11 protein-coding genes and 1 tRNA gene are annotated in these 16,963 nt (G+C 52.2%); 5 read left to right on the top strand and 7 right to left on the bottom strand.

Annotated elements, in window-relative coordinates; translation table 11 throughout:
* Positions 1-55: 55 nt before the first annotated feature.
* The 3 genes from DYD62_RS10620 to DYD62_RS10610 form a co-directional block, all read right to left on the bottom strand.
* The gene (locus DYD62_RS10620) at positions 56-3,193 is read right to left on the bottom strand and encodes an efflux RND transporter permease subunit (protein WP_115227311.1); all 3,138 of its coding nucleotides are present in this window, start codon (positions 3,191-3,193) and stop codon (positions 56-58) included.
* Between the two features lie 46 nt (positions 3,194-3,239).
* Positions 3,240-4,427 carry an efflux RND transporter periplasmic adaptor subunit gene (locus tag DYD62_RS10615; RefSeq protein ID WP_115227310.1) on the bottom strand — a complete coding sequence of 396 codons (1,188 nt, stop codon included), beginning with the start codon at positions 4,425-4,427 and terminating at the stop codon, positions 3,240-3,242.
* A 124-nt stretch (positions 4,428-4,551) separates the two neighbouring features.
* Positions 4,552-5,151, bottom strand: a complete 600-nt coding sequence (locus tag DYD62_RS10610) for a TetR/AcrR family transcriptional regulator (RefSeq protein ID WP_115227309.1) — start codon at positions 5,149-5,151, stop codon at positions 4,552-4,554.
* A 485-nt stretch (positions 5,152-5,636) separates the two neighbouring features.
* Here DYD62_RS10610 and DYD62_RS10605 point away from each other — a divergent pair, with 485 nt between their 5' ends.
* Genes DYD62_RS10605 through DYD62_RS10595 form a run of 3 tightly spaced genes read left to right on the top strand, consistent with a single transcriptional unit; the run spans position 5,637 to position 11,313 of the window.
* The gene (locus DYD62_RS10605) at positions 5,637-6,794 is read left to right on the top strand and encodes an efflux RND transporter periplasmic adaptor subunit (protein ID WP_115227308.1); all 1,158 of its coding nucleotides are present in this window, start codon (positions 5,637-5,639) and stop codon (positions 6,792-6,794) included.
* A 9-nt stretch (positions 6,795-6,803) separates the two neighbouring features.
* Positions 6,804-9,938: an efflux RND transporter permease subunit gene (locus tag DYD62_RS10600; protein WP_115227307.1), complete on the top strand. Its 3,135-nt coding sequence runs from the start codon at positions 6,804-6,806 to the stop codon at positions 9,936-9,938.
* Positions 9,931-11,313 carry an efflux transporter outer membrane subunit gene (locus DYD62_RS10595; RefSeq protein WP_115227306.1) on the top strand — a complete coding sequence of 461 codons (1,383 nt, stop codon included), beginning with the start codon at positions 9,931-9,933 and terminating at the stop codon, positions 11,311-11,313. Before DYD62_RS10600 ends, DYD62_RS10595 begins: the two co-directional genes overlap by 8 nt.
* Positions 11,314-11,425: 112 nt before the next feature.
* On the opposite strand, the gene DYD62_RS10590 is transcribed toward DYD62_RS10595, so the two are convergent.
* Genes DYD62_RS10590 through DYD62_RS10580 form a run of 3 tightly spaced genes read right to left on the bottom strand, consistent with a single transcriptional unit; the run spans position 11,426 to position 13,513 of the window.
* Entirely contained in the window at positions 11,426-12,388 is a 963-nt protein-coding gene (locus tag DYD62_RS10590; RefSeq protein WP_165928651.1) for an MlaD family protein, read from the bottom strand.
* Entirely contained in the window at positions 12,378-12,920 is a 543-nt protein-coding gene (locus DYD62_RS10585; protein WP_115227304.1) for a P-loop NTPase family protein, read from the bottom strand. Before DYD62_RS10585 ends, DYD62_RS10590 begins: the two co-directional genes overlap by 11 nt.
* Complete coding sequence (locus DYD62_RS10580) at positions 12,917-13,513, bottom strand: ABC transporter permease (RefSeq protein WP_233702940.1); 597 nt, start codon at positions 13,511-13,513, stop codon at positions 12,917-12,919. The genes DYD62_RS10585 and DYD62_RS10580 overlap by 4 nt, the downstream gene beginning before the upstream one ends.
* 394 nt (positions 13,514-13,907) lie before the next feature.
* Between DYD62_RS10580 and DYD62_RS10575 the strand changes: the two genes are divergently transcribed.
* Positions 13,908-13,981: transfer RNA gene (locus DYD62_RS10575), tRNA-Gly, on the top strand.
* A gap of 169 nt (positions 13,982-14,150) precedes the next feature.
* Here DYD62_RS10575 and DYD62_RS10570 read toward each other — a convergent pair.
* Positions 14,151-16,307 carry a heavy metal translocating P-type ATPase gene (locus DYD62_RS10570; protein ID WP_115227302.1) on the bottom strand — a complete coding sequence of 719 codons (2,157 nt, stop codon included), beginning with the start codon at positions 16,305-16,307 and terminating at the stop codon, positions 14,151-14,153.
* Between the two features lie 199 nt (positions 16,308-16,506).
* Here DYD62_RS10570 and cadR point away from each other — a divergent pair, with 199 nt between their 5' ends.
* Entirely contained in the window at positions 16,507-16,938 is a 432-nt protein-coding gene (cadR, locus tag DYD62_RS10565) for a Cd(II)/Pb(II)-responsive transcriptional regulator (protein ID WP_115228271.1), read from the top strand.
* Positions 16,939-16,963 lie beyond the last annotated feature (25 nt).

The following is a 16,963-nucleotide window of genomic DNA, read 5'->3' as shown; positions in this document are numbered from 1 at the left end:
TTCGCGTCATGATTCGAAGGACTGAGGTACAGCCCTTCGAATACCGGCAAGTCTTTTAACGATGGTCGTCCGCAATTTCATCGCTGCGTACCACGGGGTTCTCAGGGAAGAAACGGCGCACCACGACAAAGAACACCGGCACAAGGAACACCGCAAAAACCGTAGCCGTAATCATCCCGCCCATTACCCCGGTACCAATAGCACGGCGGCTTGCCGCACCAGCACCCGAACTCATCGCCAGCGGCAATACACCAGCAATAAAAGCAAAGGAGGTCATCAGAATTGGGCGGAAGCGTAAGCGGCAAGCTTCCAGCGTGGCATCGACCGCACTCAAGCCCTGGCGCTGCAAATCACGGGCAAATTCAATAATCAGAATCGCGTTCTTTGCCGACAAACCAATAATGGCAATCAGCCCCACCTTAAAGTACACATCATCTGGCAAGCCGCGCAATGTCATGGCGGCCACCGCACCAAAGATACCCAGCGGCACAACCCACAGCACGGCAAACGGAATTGACCAGCTCTCATAAAGCGCAGCAAGGCATAAGAACACGATCAAAATCGATAAGCCAAACAAGAATGGCGCTTGTGATCCGGATAAACGCTCTTCAAACGAAGTACCCGACCATTCAAAACCCACGCCAGGCGGCAATTGCTTAGCCATGGCTTCCATCGCATCCATCGCCTCGCCCGAGCTTTTACCCGGAGCCGGGCCACCCGAAATCTTAAATGCTGGTAAGCCGTTATAGCGATCAAGTGCAGAAGCACCTGCCTGCCATTTGGCCACGGCAATTTCAGATAGCGGCACTAAATTGCCTGCACGCGTTTTAACTTGCAGCTTAAGTAAATCGTCTGGTGAAAGACGGCTTTCCGGTGTGGCTTGCATCAAGACACGCAAGATACGGCCTTCGCGCACAAAGTCGTTTACATAGGCAGAGCCCAGTGAAATCGCCAAGGTGCTATTCAGCTCGGTCATATCAATGCCCAGCTGGCTGGCTTTTACCTTGTTGACATCAAGTAACAGCTGCTGCCCAGGCTCCTGACCATCCGGGCGAACCCCGGCTAGGGCTTTGTTTTGTGCGGCCATACCCAGCAGCATATTGCGTGCTTCGTACAAACGGTCCCGCCCTAAACCTGCACGATCTTGCAAGCGGAAATCAAAACCGCCCACCGATGCCAATTCAGGAATCGGCGGCACATTGGTGGCAAATGCAAATGCCTGCTTAATGCGGAACAACATCATATTGGCGCGTTGCACCACTGGGCCAACCTGATCGTTTGGCAGCGGACGATCTTTCCAGTCTTTTAAAGTGACAAACGCTAGCGCCGCATTCTGGCCACGGCCAAAGAAGCTGAAACCCACAATCGCAATCACGCGATCCACTTCAGGCTGCTTCACAAAGTGTGCTTCAACCTGCTGAACGATTTCCAGCGTGCGCTCGTGTGTTGCCCCAGCAGGCAATTGCACCACGCTAATAAAGTAACCTTGGTCTTCGTCAGGCAGGAAAGACGTAGGCAAGCGCGACATCAGCCAGCCGGTAGAGGCCAGAATCAAGGCAAAAAACAGCAGGGATAAGCCGGTTTTACGAATGCATGTGCCTACCCAGCCCTGATAACGGATGGTTAAGGCGGCAAACTTACGGTTAAACCAGCCTAAAAAGCCCTTGGTGCCATGATGCTCGCCCTTTTTCAAAGGCTTCAGGAAGGTGGCGCACAGTGCCGGTGTTAAGGTTAAAGCCATCAGCGCCGAGAAGAACATGGTCAGCACTAAAGTCACCGAGAACTGGCGATAAATCGCGCCCACCGCGCCCGAGAAAAACGCCATCGGCACAAACACCGCCGTCAGCACGAGGGTAATCGCGATAATCGGGCCGATAATCTGCCCCATCGCTTTTTGCGTGGCTTCGCGCGGAGCAAGTCCCTCTTCAGACATAATCCGTTCGACGTTTTCGATCACCACAATGGCATCGTCAACCAGAATACCAATGGCCAATACCATGGCAAACATCGTCAACACATTGATCGAATAACCAAACAGCTGCAAGCCCACCAAAGCACCCAAAAGCGCAATCGGCACAACAATGGTCGGGATCAAGGTCGCGCGGATATTACCCAAGAATAAATACATCACCACAAACACAAGGCCAATCGCTTCGACCAGTGTTTTCATTACTTCATGGATAGAGATATCCACAAATTTGGACGTATCGTAAGGCACTTCATAAGCCACGCCCTTAGGAAAGAACTTAGACAGCTCTGCCAGCTTGGCCTTCACCGCCTTAGCTGTTTCCAGCGCATTGCCATCCGGGGAGAGCTTAATCCCGATCGCCGCAATACTCTTGCCATTTAAACGTGCCAGCACGCTGTAATCGGAGGCGCCCAGCTCAACTCTGGCCACGTCTTTTAAACGTAACTGTGAGCCATTTTTGCCATCGCGCAGCACAATATTGCCAAACTGCTCTGCCGTAACATAACGCCCCTGAGTTACTACCGTTGCCGTAAACTGCTGGCCCGGTGGCGCGGGCAACTGCCCAATCTCACCCGTAGCCAATTGCACGTTTTGTGCGCGCACCGCAGCCAGCGCTTCAGCCGCAGACAGCTTGAACCCAGTCAGCTTGGCCGGATCCAGCCAGATACGCATGGCGTATTCAGAGCCAAACAGCATGGCTTCACCCACACCCGGCACACGGCGGATCGAATCAATGACGCTGGAATTCACATAACTGCCCAGCGCTACATTGTCGTGGCTGCCATCAGGCGACAAGAGCGTGACAAACATCAGATAGTTACTACGCGATTTAACCACCTGCACGCCCTGCTGGCGTACTTCACTTGGCAAACGCGCTTCAACCCGCTTAACACGGTTTTGCGCTTCTACCGAGGCGATGTCTAAATCTGTACCGGGTCTGAAGGTCAGCGTAATCGCCATATTGCCGGCGCTATCGCTGTTGGAGCTCATATATTGCATGTTCTCCAGGCCATTCATTTCCTGCTCAATCAGCGCTGTAACTGTTTCCTCCATCACCTGTGCACTAGCACCAGGATAAGTAGCGTTAATCGTTAAAGCAGGCGGAGCCACTTCGGGGTATTGAGAGATCGGCAAGCTTTTAAAAGCCAGCAAACCTGCCAAAACAATAATAATGGCGATCACCCATGCAAAAACAGGGCGATCGATAAAAAATCGAGCAAACATAAACTCTCCTAATGCACCAGTGATGCTTATGCATCATCAGCAGCATCTATTTTTTTGCAGGGGCAGAAGCAGATGTCGCAGATGCAGGTGCAGATTTAGCCGCAGCTGCATCCACCGGATTCACCACCGCACCGGGGCGTACTTTCTGAATACCATCGACCATCACCCGTTCGCCGCCCTTTAAGCCGCTCAGAATAATCCAGTCCGTACCCGAGAAACCGCCGGTTTTAACCGGAGCGGGTGCCACTTTATTATCACCGCCCACGATATAAACAAATTGCCCCTGCGGAGAAGACACAATCGCGGCCTGTGGCACGCGCACGGTGGCATCCATTGCGCCCTGAGCCACACGCACTGTTGCAAACATACCTGGCAGCAAGAGGTGATCAGGATTCGGGAATTCAGCGCGCAAAGTCACTGTGCCCGTGGCGGGATCAATGGTTTGCTCAGCAAACAGCAATTTGCCTGCGTGCGCGTAAGGTGTGCCATCTTCCAGCAGTAAATCAACCGGCAGCGTTGCTTGTTTCAGCTTACCCACTTTGGCCAGCTGCTTTAAGCGCAGCAGATCAGCTCCAGACTGGTTGAAATCCACATAAACCGAATCAAGCTGCTCGATCAGCGCCAGAGGTGTGCCTGTGCCCTTATTCAGCAGTGCCCCTTCTGAAACCAAGGCCCGGCCAATACGGCCACTGATCGGTGCCTGCACGCTGGCGTATTCCAAATCCACACTGCTGCGGCGCACTTCTGCCTCTGCTGCAGCCACTTCGGCTTCGGCCTGCTTAAGCTGGGTCTCGGCCTGATCAAATTCCTGGCGACTTACACCCTGCTCACCCACCAGCTGGCGATAGCGATCGGCCGTTTGCTTAGCAATCGAAACACTGGCTTTTGCTTTCGCCAGCGCAGCTTTTGCCGTGGCGGCATTGGCCTCCAGCACGCGTGAATCAATCTTAAATAAGGATTGGCCTGCTTTCACTTCGCCGCCTTCGTTAAATAAGCGCTTTTCCAAAATACCGTCTACCCGTGCGCGCACTTCAGCGGTGCGCACTGCGGTAATCCGGCCGCTTAAATCACGAGTCAGCGCAGAGCTGCCAGCCTGAGCGGTCACCACAGTGACTTCAGGTGGCGGCATGCCGCCCGCAGCGCCACCAGGCCCGCCCTCTTGCTTACCGCAGGCCGCCAGCAAGCTAGCCGCTCCAATAACTAAAACCACACTTTTTTTAAGCGAAGGAAGCATTCCTAATCCTTTGTAATTTGACATTATTTTTCATGCCTATAAATTTCAACAGTAATGAGATTGCATTTCATTACCATGAATACCGCAATTTAACACTTGAACCCTAACTGACACCACAAAACACTTACACCTGATATGCGCGTAAGAACATATCTACAATACGGGTCACCTTTGCCGTTTCCCCTGCAGGATCGGGCGGCTCGCCACCAAACAATAATTTCAGCTGATCGTAACCTGCCAACATGTCAAATAAAAACGTGGCCGCTTCAAAAGGGTCTGCCGGGCGCAATACGCCCTCTTGCATGGCAGTTTCCAGCTGCGCAGCCAGTTGCTTTGCTGTGCGCTCAATACACAGCTCAAAATGCCGGCGGGCTAATTCTGGAAAGCGCGGTGCCTCACCGGTCAGTACCCGATGTGCCTTTACCGATTCCGGCGTCATGATTTGCGCGCGAAACGATAAAGAAAAACGCAATAAACGCTCCCGCACATCCCCTTCATTCACCGCCAGCGGCGCAAGCATCTCACCAATAAAGTGATCAATCGCCAATTCAAACAAGGCTTGTTTACAGCCAAAACGGTTATAAATAGTCTGCCTTGCCACGCCTGCCCGGGCGGCCACTTTTTCAATGCTGGCACGGTAACCCATTTCACAAAAAACAGACTTAGCAGCACAAATGACAGGATCTAGCCCCGATTCATCTTCTGCAAGCTTACTCTTAACCATCGCCACACCTCATTTTGGACTGGACAGTCTAATCTAATTTAGTACAAAAGTGAAGACATTACCAAGCAGCACAGGCCCTCAAAATAATGAGCCCACCCTTTGTGCATATAAGCAAATAAAATCAAACAATTAAATAAAACAACCGCGCCACCCCCCCGTCCGGTTTATTAAGCAAAAAAAGCCACAAATTCGATCATTCAGCCCGAACTAAAAAAGCGAACAAGCTGACAAAGCTCTAAACTCACAAGGCAATAGTGTGAATTTATAAAAACACTATGCACTGGTTTGCAAAAATAAAAACCAATACTCTGGGCAGCCCGATTTTCTTCAATGCAAATGACATTGCATTGAACGCTGACAAAAAGTACGGCACAAAGAGGGTGTTTGGGAAATGCGCCTAGCTGGCCTGTTTCTTAAAGCCCCGGACTTAAAGCGGCACACATTGCTTTAGCCACTATTTAATAATAACCAGCCGGAGATAACCCATGCATCAGGGAACCAGGTCTTTACCCCATTTATTTCGTCTAAGCGCCTTTGCTGCGCTTGTTTTACTCAGTGCCTGTGGCAAAGAAACCGGCCCTGCCACACCCCCACCTGCCCCTGTTGGCTATATTGAATTAAAACCCGCAGATATTGCACTCACCAAAGAGATGGTAGGCGAGACGGCTGGCTATCGCGATGTGGAAGTACGCTCCCGCGTCAATGGCATCTTATTAAGAAGAACCTATGTGGAAGGCGCGCAAGTAAGTGCCGGACAAGTCTTATTCGAAATAGACCCAGAGCCTTATAAAGCCACCCTAGACCAAGCCAAAGGCCAGCTATCTTTAGAAGCCTCGAAGTTAGACAAAGCCCGCGCCGATCGTGACCGAATTATTCCGCTATTTAAAGAAAACGCCGTTAGCCGTAAAGATTACGACGATGCACTTTCTGCTTACGCATCTGCCCTAGCCAGTAGCCAAACGGCTCAGGCCAGCGTCAAGCAAGCCGAACTTAATTTAGGCTACACCAAAGTAACTGCACCTATTGCAGGCACCACCAGCAAGCTAGTGCAATCTGAAGGTAGCCTGATTTCTGCTACTGGCGACTCCGGCCGCCTTACCACCATCAGCCAGCTTGACCCGCTGTATGTAAACTTCTCTTACTCCGAGCAAGATCGCCAAGAGCTAGAAGCCGCAACGCGTAATGGGCAAATCAAGCTGAACGATTCTAAAAATTTCGTCGCCAAAATCAAGCTCGCCGACGGCAGCATCTACTCAGAATCTGGCCTGATTAACTTCTCGGATAATCGCGTCGACCCTAAAACCGGCACCATTCGCGCCCGCGCTATTTTCAAAAACCCCAAGGGTGACTTACTACCTGGGCAATTTGTTCGTGTGAATTTAGAGCTTGGCAAACGCAAAAATGCCCTTTTGATTCCAGAGCGCGCCGTGGTTCAGTCGCAGGCCGACCATATCGTAATGACACTGGGTGCAGACAATAAAGTGGTGCCCATCCCCGTCAAGCTGGGCTCGGTCATTGATGGCAAAGTCATCATTGAATCGGGATTAAAAGTGGGCCAGAAAGTAATTGTCGATGGCCTGATGAAAGCAAGACCTGGTGCGGTGGTTAATCCATCTCCCGCCAGCAGCCCTGCTGCCCAATAAGGACACACTATGTTTTCTAAATTCTTTATTGAGCGCCCTATTTTCTCCAGCGTGATTTCAATCATTATTGTGCTGGCAGGCTTGGCGGCAATGCGCTCGCTACCGATTGAACAATACCCAGGCATTACGCCCCCCGTTGTTTCAGTGACGGCGGTTTACCCTGGCGCCACCCCCGAAGTCATCGCACAAACCGTTGCCGCGCCGCTGGAGCAGCAAATCAACGGTGTAGAAAAAATGATTTATGTTCAGTCTGGCTCTGCATCAAATGGCCAGATGAATATGAATGTTTACTTTGAAATTGGTACAGATCCTGATCAGGCCACTATTAACGTCAATAACCGCGTATCTGCGGCGCTGGCGCAATTGCCTGAAGAGGTAAAACGCCAGGGTGTGACGGTTAAAAAGAAATCCACATCCATCCTAGAAGTCGTTGCGCTTAATTCGCCAAATGGCCGCTATGACACCACCTACTTATCCAACTACGCCTTACTTAATATTGTGGATGAGCTTAAACGCTTGCCGGGCGTGGGTGATCTGGGCATGTTCGGGGGAACCGACTACGCCATGCGTGTATGGCTTCGCCCGGATCGGCTGGCTCAACTCAAGCTATCCCCATCCGATGTCATCGGCGCAATCCGCGAGCAAAATGCACAATTTGCTGCAGGTAAGATTGGTGCGCAGCCCACCACAGCCCCCATTGATTTTACTTACACGGTAAACACTCAGGGGCGTTTAAAAGACGCTAAAGAGTTTGAAAACATTATCGTCCGCTCCACTTCGGACGGTGCGAAGATTCGCCTTAAAGACGTGGCTCGCGTAGAAATGGGCGGCAAAGATTACGACCTGCAAGCGCGTTTGAATGGCAAATCGGCGGTCGCCATCGGCTTGTATCTGCAACCCGGAGCCAATGCCGTAGCCGTGGCTGCCAGTGTTAAAGCAAAAATGGAAGAGCTAAAATCGCGCTTCCCAGAAGGCATTGCCTACTCTATCCCTTACGACACCACCGAATTTGTAAAGATCTCCATTGAAGAAGTGGTGCATACCCTGTTTGAAGCCATTATTTTGGTTTTCATCGTAGTGTATCTCTTCTTACAAAACTTCCGTGCCACGCTTATTCCTTGTATTGCCGTACCCATTTCGCTGATTGGTACTTTCGCCGGAATGCTGATTTTAGGCTTTTCGATCAACCTCTTAACCCTGTTCGGAATGGTGCTGGCCATTGGCATTGTGGTGGATGACGCCATTGTGGTGCTAGAAAACGTCGAACGGATTATGAGCGAAACCAAATGCTCCGCTAAAGAAGCCTCCATCCAAGCCATGCAGGAAGTGGCAGGCCCAGTGATTGCCATTGTGCTGGTACTGTGTGCCGTGTTCTTACCCGTGGCCTTTATGGGCGGGATGACGGGTGTGATGTATAAACAATTTGCGGTTACGATTGCCGTTTCAGTGGTGATTTCAGGGATTGTGGCTTTAACGCTCACCCCTGCGCTCTGTGCTATTTTGCTGAAAAACAGCCATAGCGAACCGGCTAAATTTTTTGTGTGGTTTAACAAAAGTTTTGATCGCATCACCAATGGTTATGTCAGTGGTGTCGCATTTCTGAACCGCCGGGTTGGTGTGGCCTTCATTCTGTTTGCAGCCATTTTACTGGCCAGCTTTGTACTGCTTAAGAAAGTCCCTGGTGCACTGGTGCCCGATGAAGATCAGGGTACGTTGATTAGTGCCGTTATGCTGCCTGATGCGTCCTCGCTTAACCGGACGGCCGCCTCCAGCGATCATTTTGAAAAAATGCTGATGGCCAATAAAAACGTCGAGAACGTCGTGTCCTTTGTGGGCTTTGACATTCTTTCCGGCTCAATTATCAGCAATAGCGGCATTGTGTTCTCCACGCTTAAAAACTGGAAAGAACGCCAAGACCCCGCTGACAGCTCATTCGCTCTGGCTAAAAAATTCCAGGGCATGGCCTATATGGGCATGAAAGACGGCTTTGCAGCTACTTTTAACCCGCCGGCCATTCAAGGCATGTCCACCACAGGCGGGATTGAAGGTTACTTACAAAACCGGGGCACAGGCAACACGGCCGAATTTTCTAAAGCCACTCAGCGTTTTGTAGATGAAGCCAAAAAACGCCCGGAGTTTGCCAGCGTTTCAACCACTTTCCGCGCCAATGTGCCGCAAATTTATCTTGATCTGGACCGGGAAAAAGCCAAGGCACTTGGCGTGAGCATCAACCAAGTGTTTGACACCATGCAAGCCACCTTCGGCCAAGTTTATGTCAACGACTTTAACCAGTTTGGCCGCACCTACCGTGTGCAATTGCAATCAGAAGCGGATTTCCGTGCCCGCCCTGATGATATCCGCAATGTGTATGTACGTTCTGATAAAGGCGACATGATTCCACTGACCAGCCTTGTGCAAGCTAAAACATCGGTTGGGCCAGAGCTGGTTGAGCGTTTCAACGTCTTCCAGGCTGCAAAAATCATGGCGCAACCTGCGCCTGGCGTCAGCTCTGGTCAGGCCATTAAAGCGCTAGAAGAAGTCGAAGCCAGCGTGATGGGTAGCGATTACAAGCTGCAATGGACAGGCTCGGCCTACCAGGAAAAAGCCGCCGGATCCTCCGCAGCGCTGGCTTTTGGCTTTGGTATCATCATGGTGTTTTTAATTTTGGCGGCGCAGTACGAGCGCTGGACTTTGCCAATTGCCGTGATCAGCGCGGTGCCTTTTGCGCTATTTGGTGCGCTCTTGGCGGTATTTTTAACCGGCTTAACCAACGACGTTTACTTCCAGATTGGCCTAGTCACGCTGGTAGGACTGGCGGCTAAAAATGCCATTCTGATTGTGGAATTCGCCGTCATGAAACACGAAGAAGGCATGAGCCTGCTTGATTCTGCCTTGGCTGCCGCACGCTTACGCTTTCGCCCGATTGTGATGACCTCACTCGCGTTTATCCTAGGCTGCTTACCGCTGGTTTTATCCAGCGGCGCAGGCTCAGCCAGCCGTCACTCCTTGGGCACGCCAGTAATTGGCGGGATGCTTGCCGCTACCTTTATTGCCATCTTCTTTATCCCGCTCTTTTTCCGCTTGATTATGAAAAGCAGCGAAAAAAAGACCGCCACAAGCCCTGAAGGAGATCATCATGCGTAAAACAATCCTCGCGCTTCTGATCGCATCCACCTTAAGCGCCTGCGCCTTAACACCACCCGTCGCCGACACCCAAACCGAGCTACCCAGCGCATGGCGCAGCGATTTTGTCAGCGATGTCAGCATAGGCCGCAACTGGTGGGCGCAATTTGACGACCCCGTACTGGATCAACTCATCAGCGCAGCAGAAGCGCATAACCAGAACCTGGTCATTGCTGCAGCCCGTATCGACGAGGCCCGTGCAGCACTCGGCATCAGCTCTGCCGAGCAGCTGCCACGGCTGGATTTAGGCGGAAAAGCGGGCCGGGGCCAGTCCACGCAAATTGGCAGCCCGTCAGACAGCTACTCGCTGGGCGCAACGGCTTCCTGGGAGCTGGATCTGTGGGGGCGGATTAAAAACACCAATGACGCCGCAAAAGCGGATCTTTTAGCCAGTGAATATAATCGCGATGCGGTAGCATTGGCGCTTTATGCCAATGTAGCGCAAAGCTACTTTAATTTACGCGCACTTGATCAGCAGCTTGCTATTGCGCAAGACACGCTTAAAACTAGGCAGGAAAGCTTTCAATTACGTAAGCGCCGTTTTGAAGGCGGCGTCACATCCGAGCTGGATATGCGCCAGGCCGAAGTAGAGCTCGCTGCAGCACAAGCCAGCGTGCCAGGCATCGAGCAAAGTATCGCGAAAGTAAGCAGCAGCCTGAGCATTCTGATCGGCCAGAATCCGCGTGAAATGATCGAATCAGGCATCGCACGGGGCAAAGAACTGAAACAGATTATTTTGCCGGTGAATGTGCCGCTAGGCCTACCTTCCGAGCTATTAGTCCGCCGACCAGATATTCAGGCCAGCGAGCAATCACTCAAGGCCGCAGGTGCCCGCATCGCCGCAGCAAGGGCGGCTTACTACCCCACCATCTCCCTTACGGGGCTACTGGGCACAGAAAGCGCATCGATCGGCGATTTATTCTCCGGCCCGGCCAAAACATGGTCTTTCCTTGGCAATCTAGCCGCACCGCTGTTTGATAATGGCCGCACTGCCGCCAATGTGGATGGCGCCACTGCACGCCAGAAACAAGCCGTGGCCAATTACCGCCTGAGTATTCAGCAGGCCTTTGCCGAAACACAAAGCGCCCTGATCGCCCGCAGCAGCAGCGCAAAAGTCGTCGCGGCCCAGCAGCTGCAACTCGATTCACTCAGCCGGCAATTAAAACTCGCCACACTGCGCTACGACAATGGCTTCTCTGGCTACCTAGAAGTGCTGGACGCCCAGCGCTCCCTGTTCCAGGCCCAGCTCAACCTGGCCGCAGCTCAGCGCGACCAGCTTAATGCCACGGTTGATCTTTACAAAGCCATGGGTGGCGGCTGGAAAGCAGGCACTTAATCAATAAAATGTGCTTGCAGGCACTGCCCTGCTTTCAAACGCATCAGGCCGCCTCAGACAGATTATTGTGTCTGAAGCGGCCTGATGTACTTTAGCACCCGTCTACCAACCATCACTCCGCAGGGGCTTCTCCAGCCATCGATGCAGGCTTTGCATCGCCGCTAAACGGCCAGTGATCATTCATATTTGTCATAGTCTGATTAGCACTACGCATCACCACATCAGCGTCTTTAATCGCTTTTTGCAATAAAGGCCGCGTTTCTTTCACCAGAGTCTGCACTTCTTTCAGTGTTTGATCCGCAGTGTTTCCAGTGCGCTCATACTGATCTAATGTGTCCTGCAGCTTGCCACTGATCTGAGCCAGTTGCTCGTCCGTGCTTTGTGCCGTTTTTTTAAAACCTGCCAGCGTGCCGTCCACATAGCCTAAAGTATCGGGGATATTTTTATGCGTCAGCAAGGCCGCGCTCGCCAGCGTTTTATCGATTTGCACACGGGTATTGCGCAGCTCATGCAGCAAGGCACGTGCCTCACCCAGCGTACTGCCCAGCTGGCCATCTGGCGCTTTAAGCGATGCAGCAAGGCTTTGCATCTCTTCCAGCAGCGGAAACAAACGCTCGCGTAACTGCTGCAAAAGCTCATTCATGCCGCTGCCCGGGTCAAAAACCAACACGGCCCCGCTTTCTAAAGAGGCCCCTTTATCTTTGCCCGCAGTAATCTGAATAAAGCTGTCGCCAAATATCCCTTCCCGGGCTAAAGACGCCGCCGAATCACTTTTAATCCAGCGCTGAAAATCTTTATTAATCTGTAGCTGGACTCGCACACGCGCATCGTCTTCCAGCTTTATCCCCGTCACCTTGCCCACAGGCAGGCCCGACAAACGCACCAACATCCCTTTATTTAAAGATTCGGCACTTGCTGCATGAAACTCTAAAGTATAACTTTGCTCAAACCAGCCCAATGACCTAGCCAGCACAAAAAGAGCGACCGCCATAAAAAACACGCCACCCGCCACAAACAGCCCGACTTGGGTTCGTTTGTCTTTTTTCAAGGGGTTTGCATGTGAATCAACACTCATTTTTAAACTCATTCAATAGCATAGAAAGATCGCATCGTTGCCAATCCACATCTGACACAGGCTCTCCCTGATCATCGCTCAACACCCACCAGTGGCAGTGTGCAATAAGCGGCCCTGCACGCTGCATTAAATCCCGGTCTGCGTGCAGCACGCCCGCAAACCAATCGTTATCAGCCAGCATAATTGCAGGCTCCATCAGCAAAGCCCTGGCTAAAATAACCGCCCGCAAATCAGTGGCACTCAGCTGAGCGGGCCTGGCTGCAAGTATTCGGGCCCCATTTGCATGCTCATAACCCAGCTTGGCCAATTGCTGCTGTAGCACAGGCAAAACAGCCTCTGCGCTTTGCTGACGATGCCAATTGGCACAAAGCCATAAATTTTCAGCCACATTGATATTACTCAGCAGCGCCCCACGCAAAGCCAGCAAACCAAAGGGCTGCTTACGCTGATGCAAGAAAGCGCAGACTGTATCTAATGCCTGATTTTTCTCTTCGGCATCACGGCAAGCCAGAAGTAAGCGCCGTGCAGTCATGACAGGTTATTCATCAAAACCGCAATCAATGCATCAAGCAGCAACATGGCCACAATACTTACCAGCACCGCCCGCGAAGCCAGCCTTGGGATTTCTGTACTGGCCAACCCCGCACTTAAGCCCAGATAACACGCACTGGCGCTGGTCACAAAACCAAACAAAGCACTTTTCCCCAGCCCCATCAGCAAAGAAGACGCAGAAAGCTGGCTCAAACTGCTGTCAATTTCTGCAATCAAGCCCGATTGTGGCGTTGTGAAAGCACCGCAAATCAAAGCCGCCACCATAAAATAGCAAAACAGCATCATGCAGCTCAGCGCAGCCGCCACAACCCGTGGCCAAATGAGGTAATCCCCCACAGAGACTCCCAGCCTGCACAGCGTACGCAACTCCCCTGCTACCTTCATTGTGACTAGCTCTGTAGCAATCGCCGAAGCACTGCGTGCCGTAAAAATCAGCGCCACCATCAAAGGCCCAACCTCCTGCATACAGCTGATCATCAGCACATTCATAGCCCTGGCGCCGCTCTGCCCAAAGTTACCCTGCACCAGAGCAATCACAATGGTCCCCATAGCCGCTCCCGCCAAAACACTCACCCCGATCGACTGGACACCAGAAAAATACAACTGGCGCAGCAAAACGCGATGCATAGCGGCATGGGTAAAAGGCCTGATCTAGGAAGTAAGCATAGAAAGCCAAAGCGGCCAAGGTAAAGCGAGTATAGAAACGCGTACCGGGAAGCGCCATGAAAGTAGCCGAGAAGATCAAAACCAGCAGCGCTTACAAAGCGCCCTACTTATAGCAGACTTCAAAAAAAAGATCATGGTCTAAATGAATTTACTTAGAATGCCACTCAATAAATCCTCTTTTTCTTACAAATTGCATAAAAACGCCACCGGCAACGCATATTTCAAAGTAAAAAAGTCATAGTGGCACGCTGAAAGCTTGCAAAAAGCATCTACCGCACTTACAATACGCCAGCATTACACGGCGGGCGTCGTATAATGGTAATACCCTAGCTTCCCAAGCTAGCGCCGTGGGTTCGATTCCCATCGCCCGCTCCAAATTCAAACGCCGCTCAGCCAGTGCTAAGCGGCGTTTTCAATTGGGTTTTAGTGTTCTTTTGCATCCTCAAAAACTAAGAATACCCTGCAAACCCTTCAGTACATCCTGCTCCAAATTTACCCCCAACCACCGACTAAATACACCAGCATGAATCCGGGCTTGCATACATTACTCCCTCAGCAATCTCAAGCCATTTAACACCACCAGTAAGCTCACCCCCATATCGGCAAACACAGCCATCCATAGCGTGCCGTGGCCTGCCAGGGTGAGGGCTAGAAACAGCGCTTTTACCAGCAGCGCCAGTGCAATGTTTTGTACCAAGATGCGATGCGTGGCTTGGGATAATCGAATAAATTCAGGGATTTTGCGCAGGTCGTCATCCATCAGCGCCACATCGGCAGTTTCGATGGCGGTATCTGTACCCGCCGCGCCCATGGCAAAGCCAATATCGGCGCGAGCTAAGGCCGGTGCATCGTTGATACCATCCCCCACCATACCAGACGATGCCACCATGCCTTCCACAAGGCGCAGCTTATCTTCCGGCAATAAATTACCGTGCGCTTGGGCGATGCCCAGATCACGGGCAATCGCCGCCACGGTGTGCTCGTTGTCCCCAGATAACACAACCGTTGTTACGCCTAAGGCTTGCAGTTGGGCAATCGCCTCACGGCTGCTTGGCCGCACTGTATCCGCCACGGCAAATAACGCCAGTACCCGATTAGAGGCCAATACCACCACCGATTTACCCTGCATTTCCAGCGCCTGCAGCTTTTCCTCCAGCGCTGGCGAGCAAAGGCCCAGCTCTTCGATCAGGCGATGATTGCCCATTGCATAAGATATGCCATCCATCTGGCCGCTGATGCCACGCCCGAGTAGCGCTTTTACATCACTCACTTCAAGATAATCATTGCTCTGCACGGCAATGGCTTTAGAAACGGGGTGATCCGAGCGCCCGCCAAGGCTAGAGGCAATACGCTGGCAAACCTCTAAAGGCACATCCGCCAAGGCCACCACATCGGTCTGCACCGGCTTGCCAAAAGTCAGCGTGCCGGTTTTATCCAGCGCTAAGCTTTTTAATTTGCGACCTTCTTCTAAATACACGCCGCCTTTAATCAAGATGCCCTGCCGCGCTGCACGGGCAAGACCACTGACAATCGTCACCGGCGTAGAAATCACCAAGGCACAGGGGCAGGCAATCACCAACATCGCCAGCGCACGGTACAGCCACTCCTGCCACGCGCCGCCCATTAGCAGCGGCGGAAACACCGCCACGGCCAGTGCCAGCGCGCACACAAGAGGGGTGTAAATTTTAGAAAAGCGATCCACAAACCGCTGGGTTGGCGCACGCACGCCCTGCGCCGCCTCAACCGCGTGGATAATCCGCGCCAGCATGGTGTTGCCCGCCACTGCAGTGACCCGATATTCAAACGAGCCGGTTTCATTTATCGTGCTGGCAAACACCGTATCGCCAACATTCTTTTCAACCACCAAGCTCTCCCCGGTAATCGCCGCCTGATTAATAAACGATTGCCCGGCAATGAGCTCGCCATCCAGCGCGATCCGCTCGCCAGGCCGTACCCGCAACACACTACCGAGCGCAATATCGGCGGCCGCCTGCTCTTGCCAGCTGCCATCCGCCTGCTGCACCGTGGCGCGCTCTGGTGTGAGTTGCAATAAACCACTGATCGCGTTTCTGGCACGGCCTAAAGATTTGGCCTCGATCAGCTCGGCCAGGGTAAACAACACCATCACCATCGCCGCTTCCGGGCACTGGCCAATCAACAAGGCGCCCGTCACCGCAATACTCATCAGCGCATTGATATTTAAATCGCCATTAGAAACTGCAATCCAGCCTTTTTTGTAAGTTGTCAGCCCACAAGTCAGCACCGCAGCAACCGCCAACACTGCCGTTAACCACACCGGCATCGCCAGCCAATCGCAAACCTCAGCTCCCACCGCCAATACGCCCGCCAACGCCAAGGGCCACCAAGGCTTAGCCACTTCGGCAACAACGGCTTTGCTTGCGTCATCCAAGCGTGGCGTAAAGCCCAGATCGCGAATCGCGGCCAGAATCGCAGGCAACGCCTCTTGCCGATGTGATACGGTCAGCACGCGCTGCAGCAAGTTGAACTGCAAACCACTCACATCGGCCATTGCGCCCAGCTTTTTACGAATCAGCCCCTCCTCTGTCGGGCAATCCATTTGCTGAATATGAATTTTACTCAACACCCCGGCCCCATCGCCTTGAGGCAAAGGCGGTGGAGGTGAGCCAACAATGCGGTAGCGGGGTTTGGCTGGGGAAGAATGATTGCAACAGCTAGACATAGTGCGTACTCCTGATATGCTTGAGAGCATTACACAGCCTGAAGCCACTTTAGGGTCAAGCACCATTGCAAAATATGTTTTGCCGGGTATGCCTCCCCAGCCAGCCATTAGCGTTAAGCAAAGAAATAGCTGTGCTTTACTTACTAAAATCAGCATACACATGAAGCAAGGGCGATTCGCTCAAGCAAAAAGGAAAACCATGAAAATCGGTGAGCTCGCCCAGGCCGCACAATGCACGGTTGAAACGATTAGATATTACGAGAAGGAAGCGCTGCTGCCTGCGCCGGCGCGCACCAGCGGCAACTATCGTGATTACAGTGAGATTCATCTGGAGCGCTTAAGCTTTATCCGCAACTGTCGAGCGCTGGATATGACGCATCAGGAAATCCGTGCCTTATTGCAACTGATGGATCAGCCCGAAGACAACTGCCACTCAGTCAACACTCTGCTCGACGCGCATATAGAGCATGTCAGCATTCGGATTCAGGAACTGCTTAAGCTGGAAGAGCAGCTAAAAACACTCAGGCAGCAGTGCCAGAGCGAGCAAGCGGTGCAAGACTGCGGCATTGTGCAAGGTTTAAATAATATGGAAGTCAGCAATACACCTGAACGGCATACTCATTTAGGCTAGTATCTTACACACATAAAACCCACTC

The sequence above is a fragment of the Iodobacter fluviatilis genome (assembly GCF_900451195.1).
In the GTDB taxonomy this organism is placed as follows: Bacteria; Pseudomonadota; Gammaproteobacteria; order Burkholderiales; family Chitinibacteraceae; genus Iodobacter; species Iodobacter fluviatilis.
Note: the sequence above shows the minus strand (reverse complement) of the source record. Positions and strands in the feature narration are given on the sequence as shown.

Bases quoted from the DNA above. Each gene is read 5' to 3' on its own strand.
- DYD62_RS10620 (WP_115227311.1), bottom strand. From the start codon at position 3,193: ATGTTTGCTCGATTTTTTATCGATCGCCCTGTTTTTGCATGGGTGATC.
- DYD62_RS10615 (WP_115227310.1), bottom strand. From the start codon at position 4,427: ATGCTTCCTTCGCTTAAAAAAAGTGTGGTTTTAGTTATTGGAGCGGCT.
- DYD62_RS10610 (WP_115227309.1), bottom strand. From the start codon at position 5,151: ATGGTTAAGAGTAAGCTTGCAGAAGATGAATCGGGGCTAGATCCTGTC.
- DYD62_RS10605 (WP_115227308.1), top strand. From the start codon at position 5,637: ATGCATCAGGGAACCAGGTCTTTACCCCATTTATTTCGTCTAAGCGCC.
- DYD62_RS10600 (WP_115227307.1), top strand. From the start codon at position 6,804: ATGTTTTCTAAATTCTTTATTGAGCGCCCTATTTTCTCCAGCGTGATT.
- DYD62_RS10595 (WP_115227306.1), top strand. From the start codon at position 9,931: ATGCGTAAAACAATCCTCGCGCTTCTGATCGCATCCACCTTAAGCGCC.
- DYD62_RS10590 (WP_165928651.1), bottom strand. From the start codon at position 12,388: ATGAGTGTTGATTCACATGCAAACCCCTTGAAAAAAGACAAACGAACC.
- DYD62_RS10585 (WP_115227304.1), bottom strand. From the start codon at position 12,920: ATGACTGCACGGCGCTTACTTCTGGCTTGCCGTGATGCCGAAGAGAAA.
- DYD62_RS10570 (WP_115227302.1), bottom strand. From the start codon at position 16,307: ATGTCTAGCTGTTGCAATCATTCTTCCCCAGCCAAACCCCGCTACCGC.
- cadR (WP_115228271.1), top strand. From the start codon at position 16,507: ATGAAAATCGGTGAGCTCGCCCAGGCCGCACAATGCACGGTTGAAACG.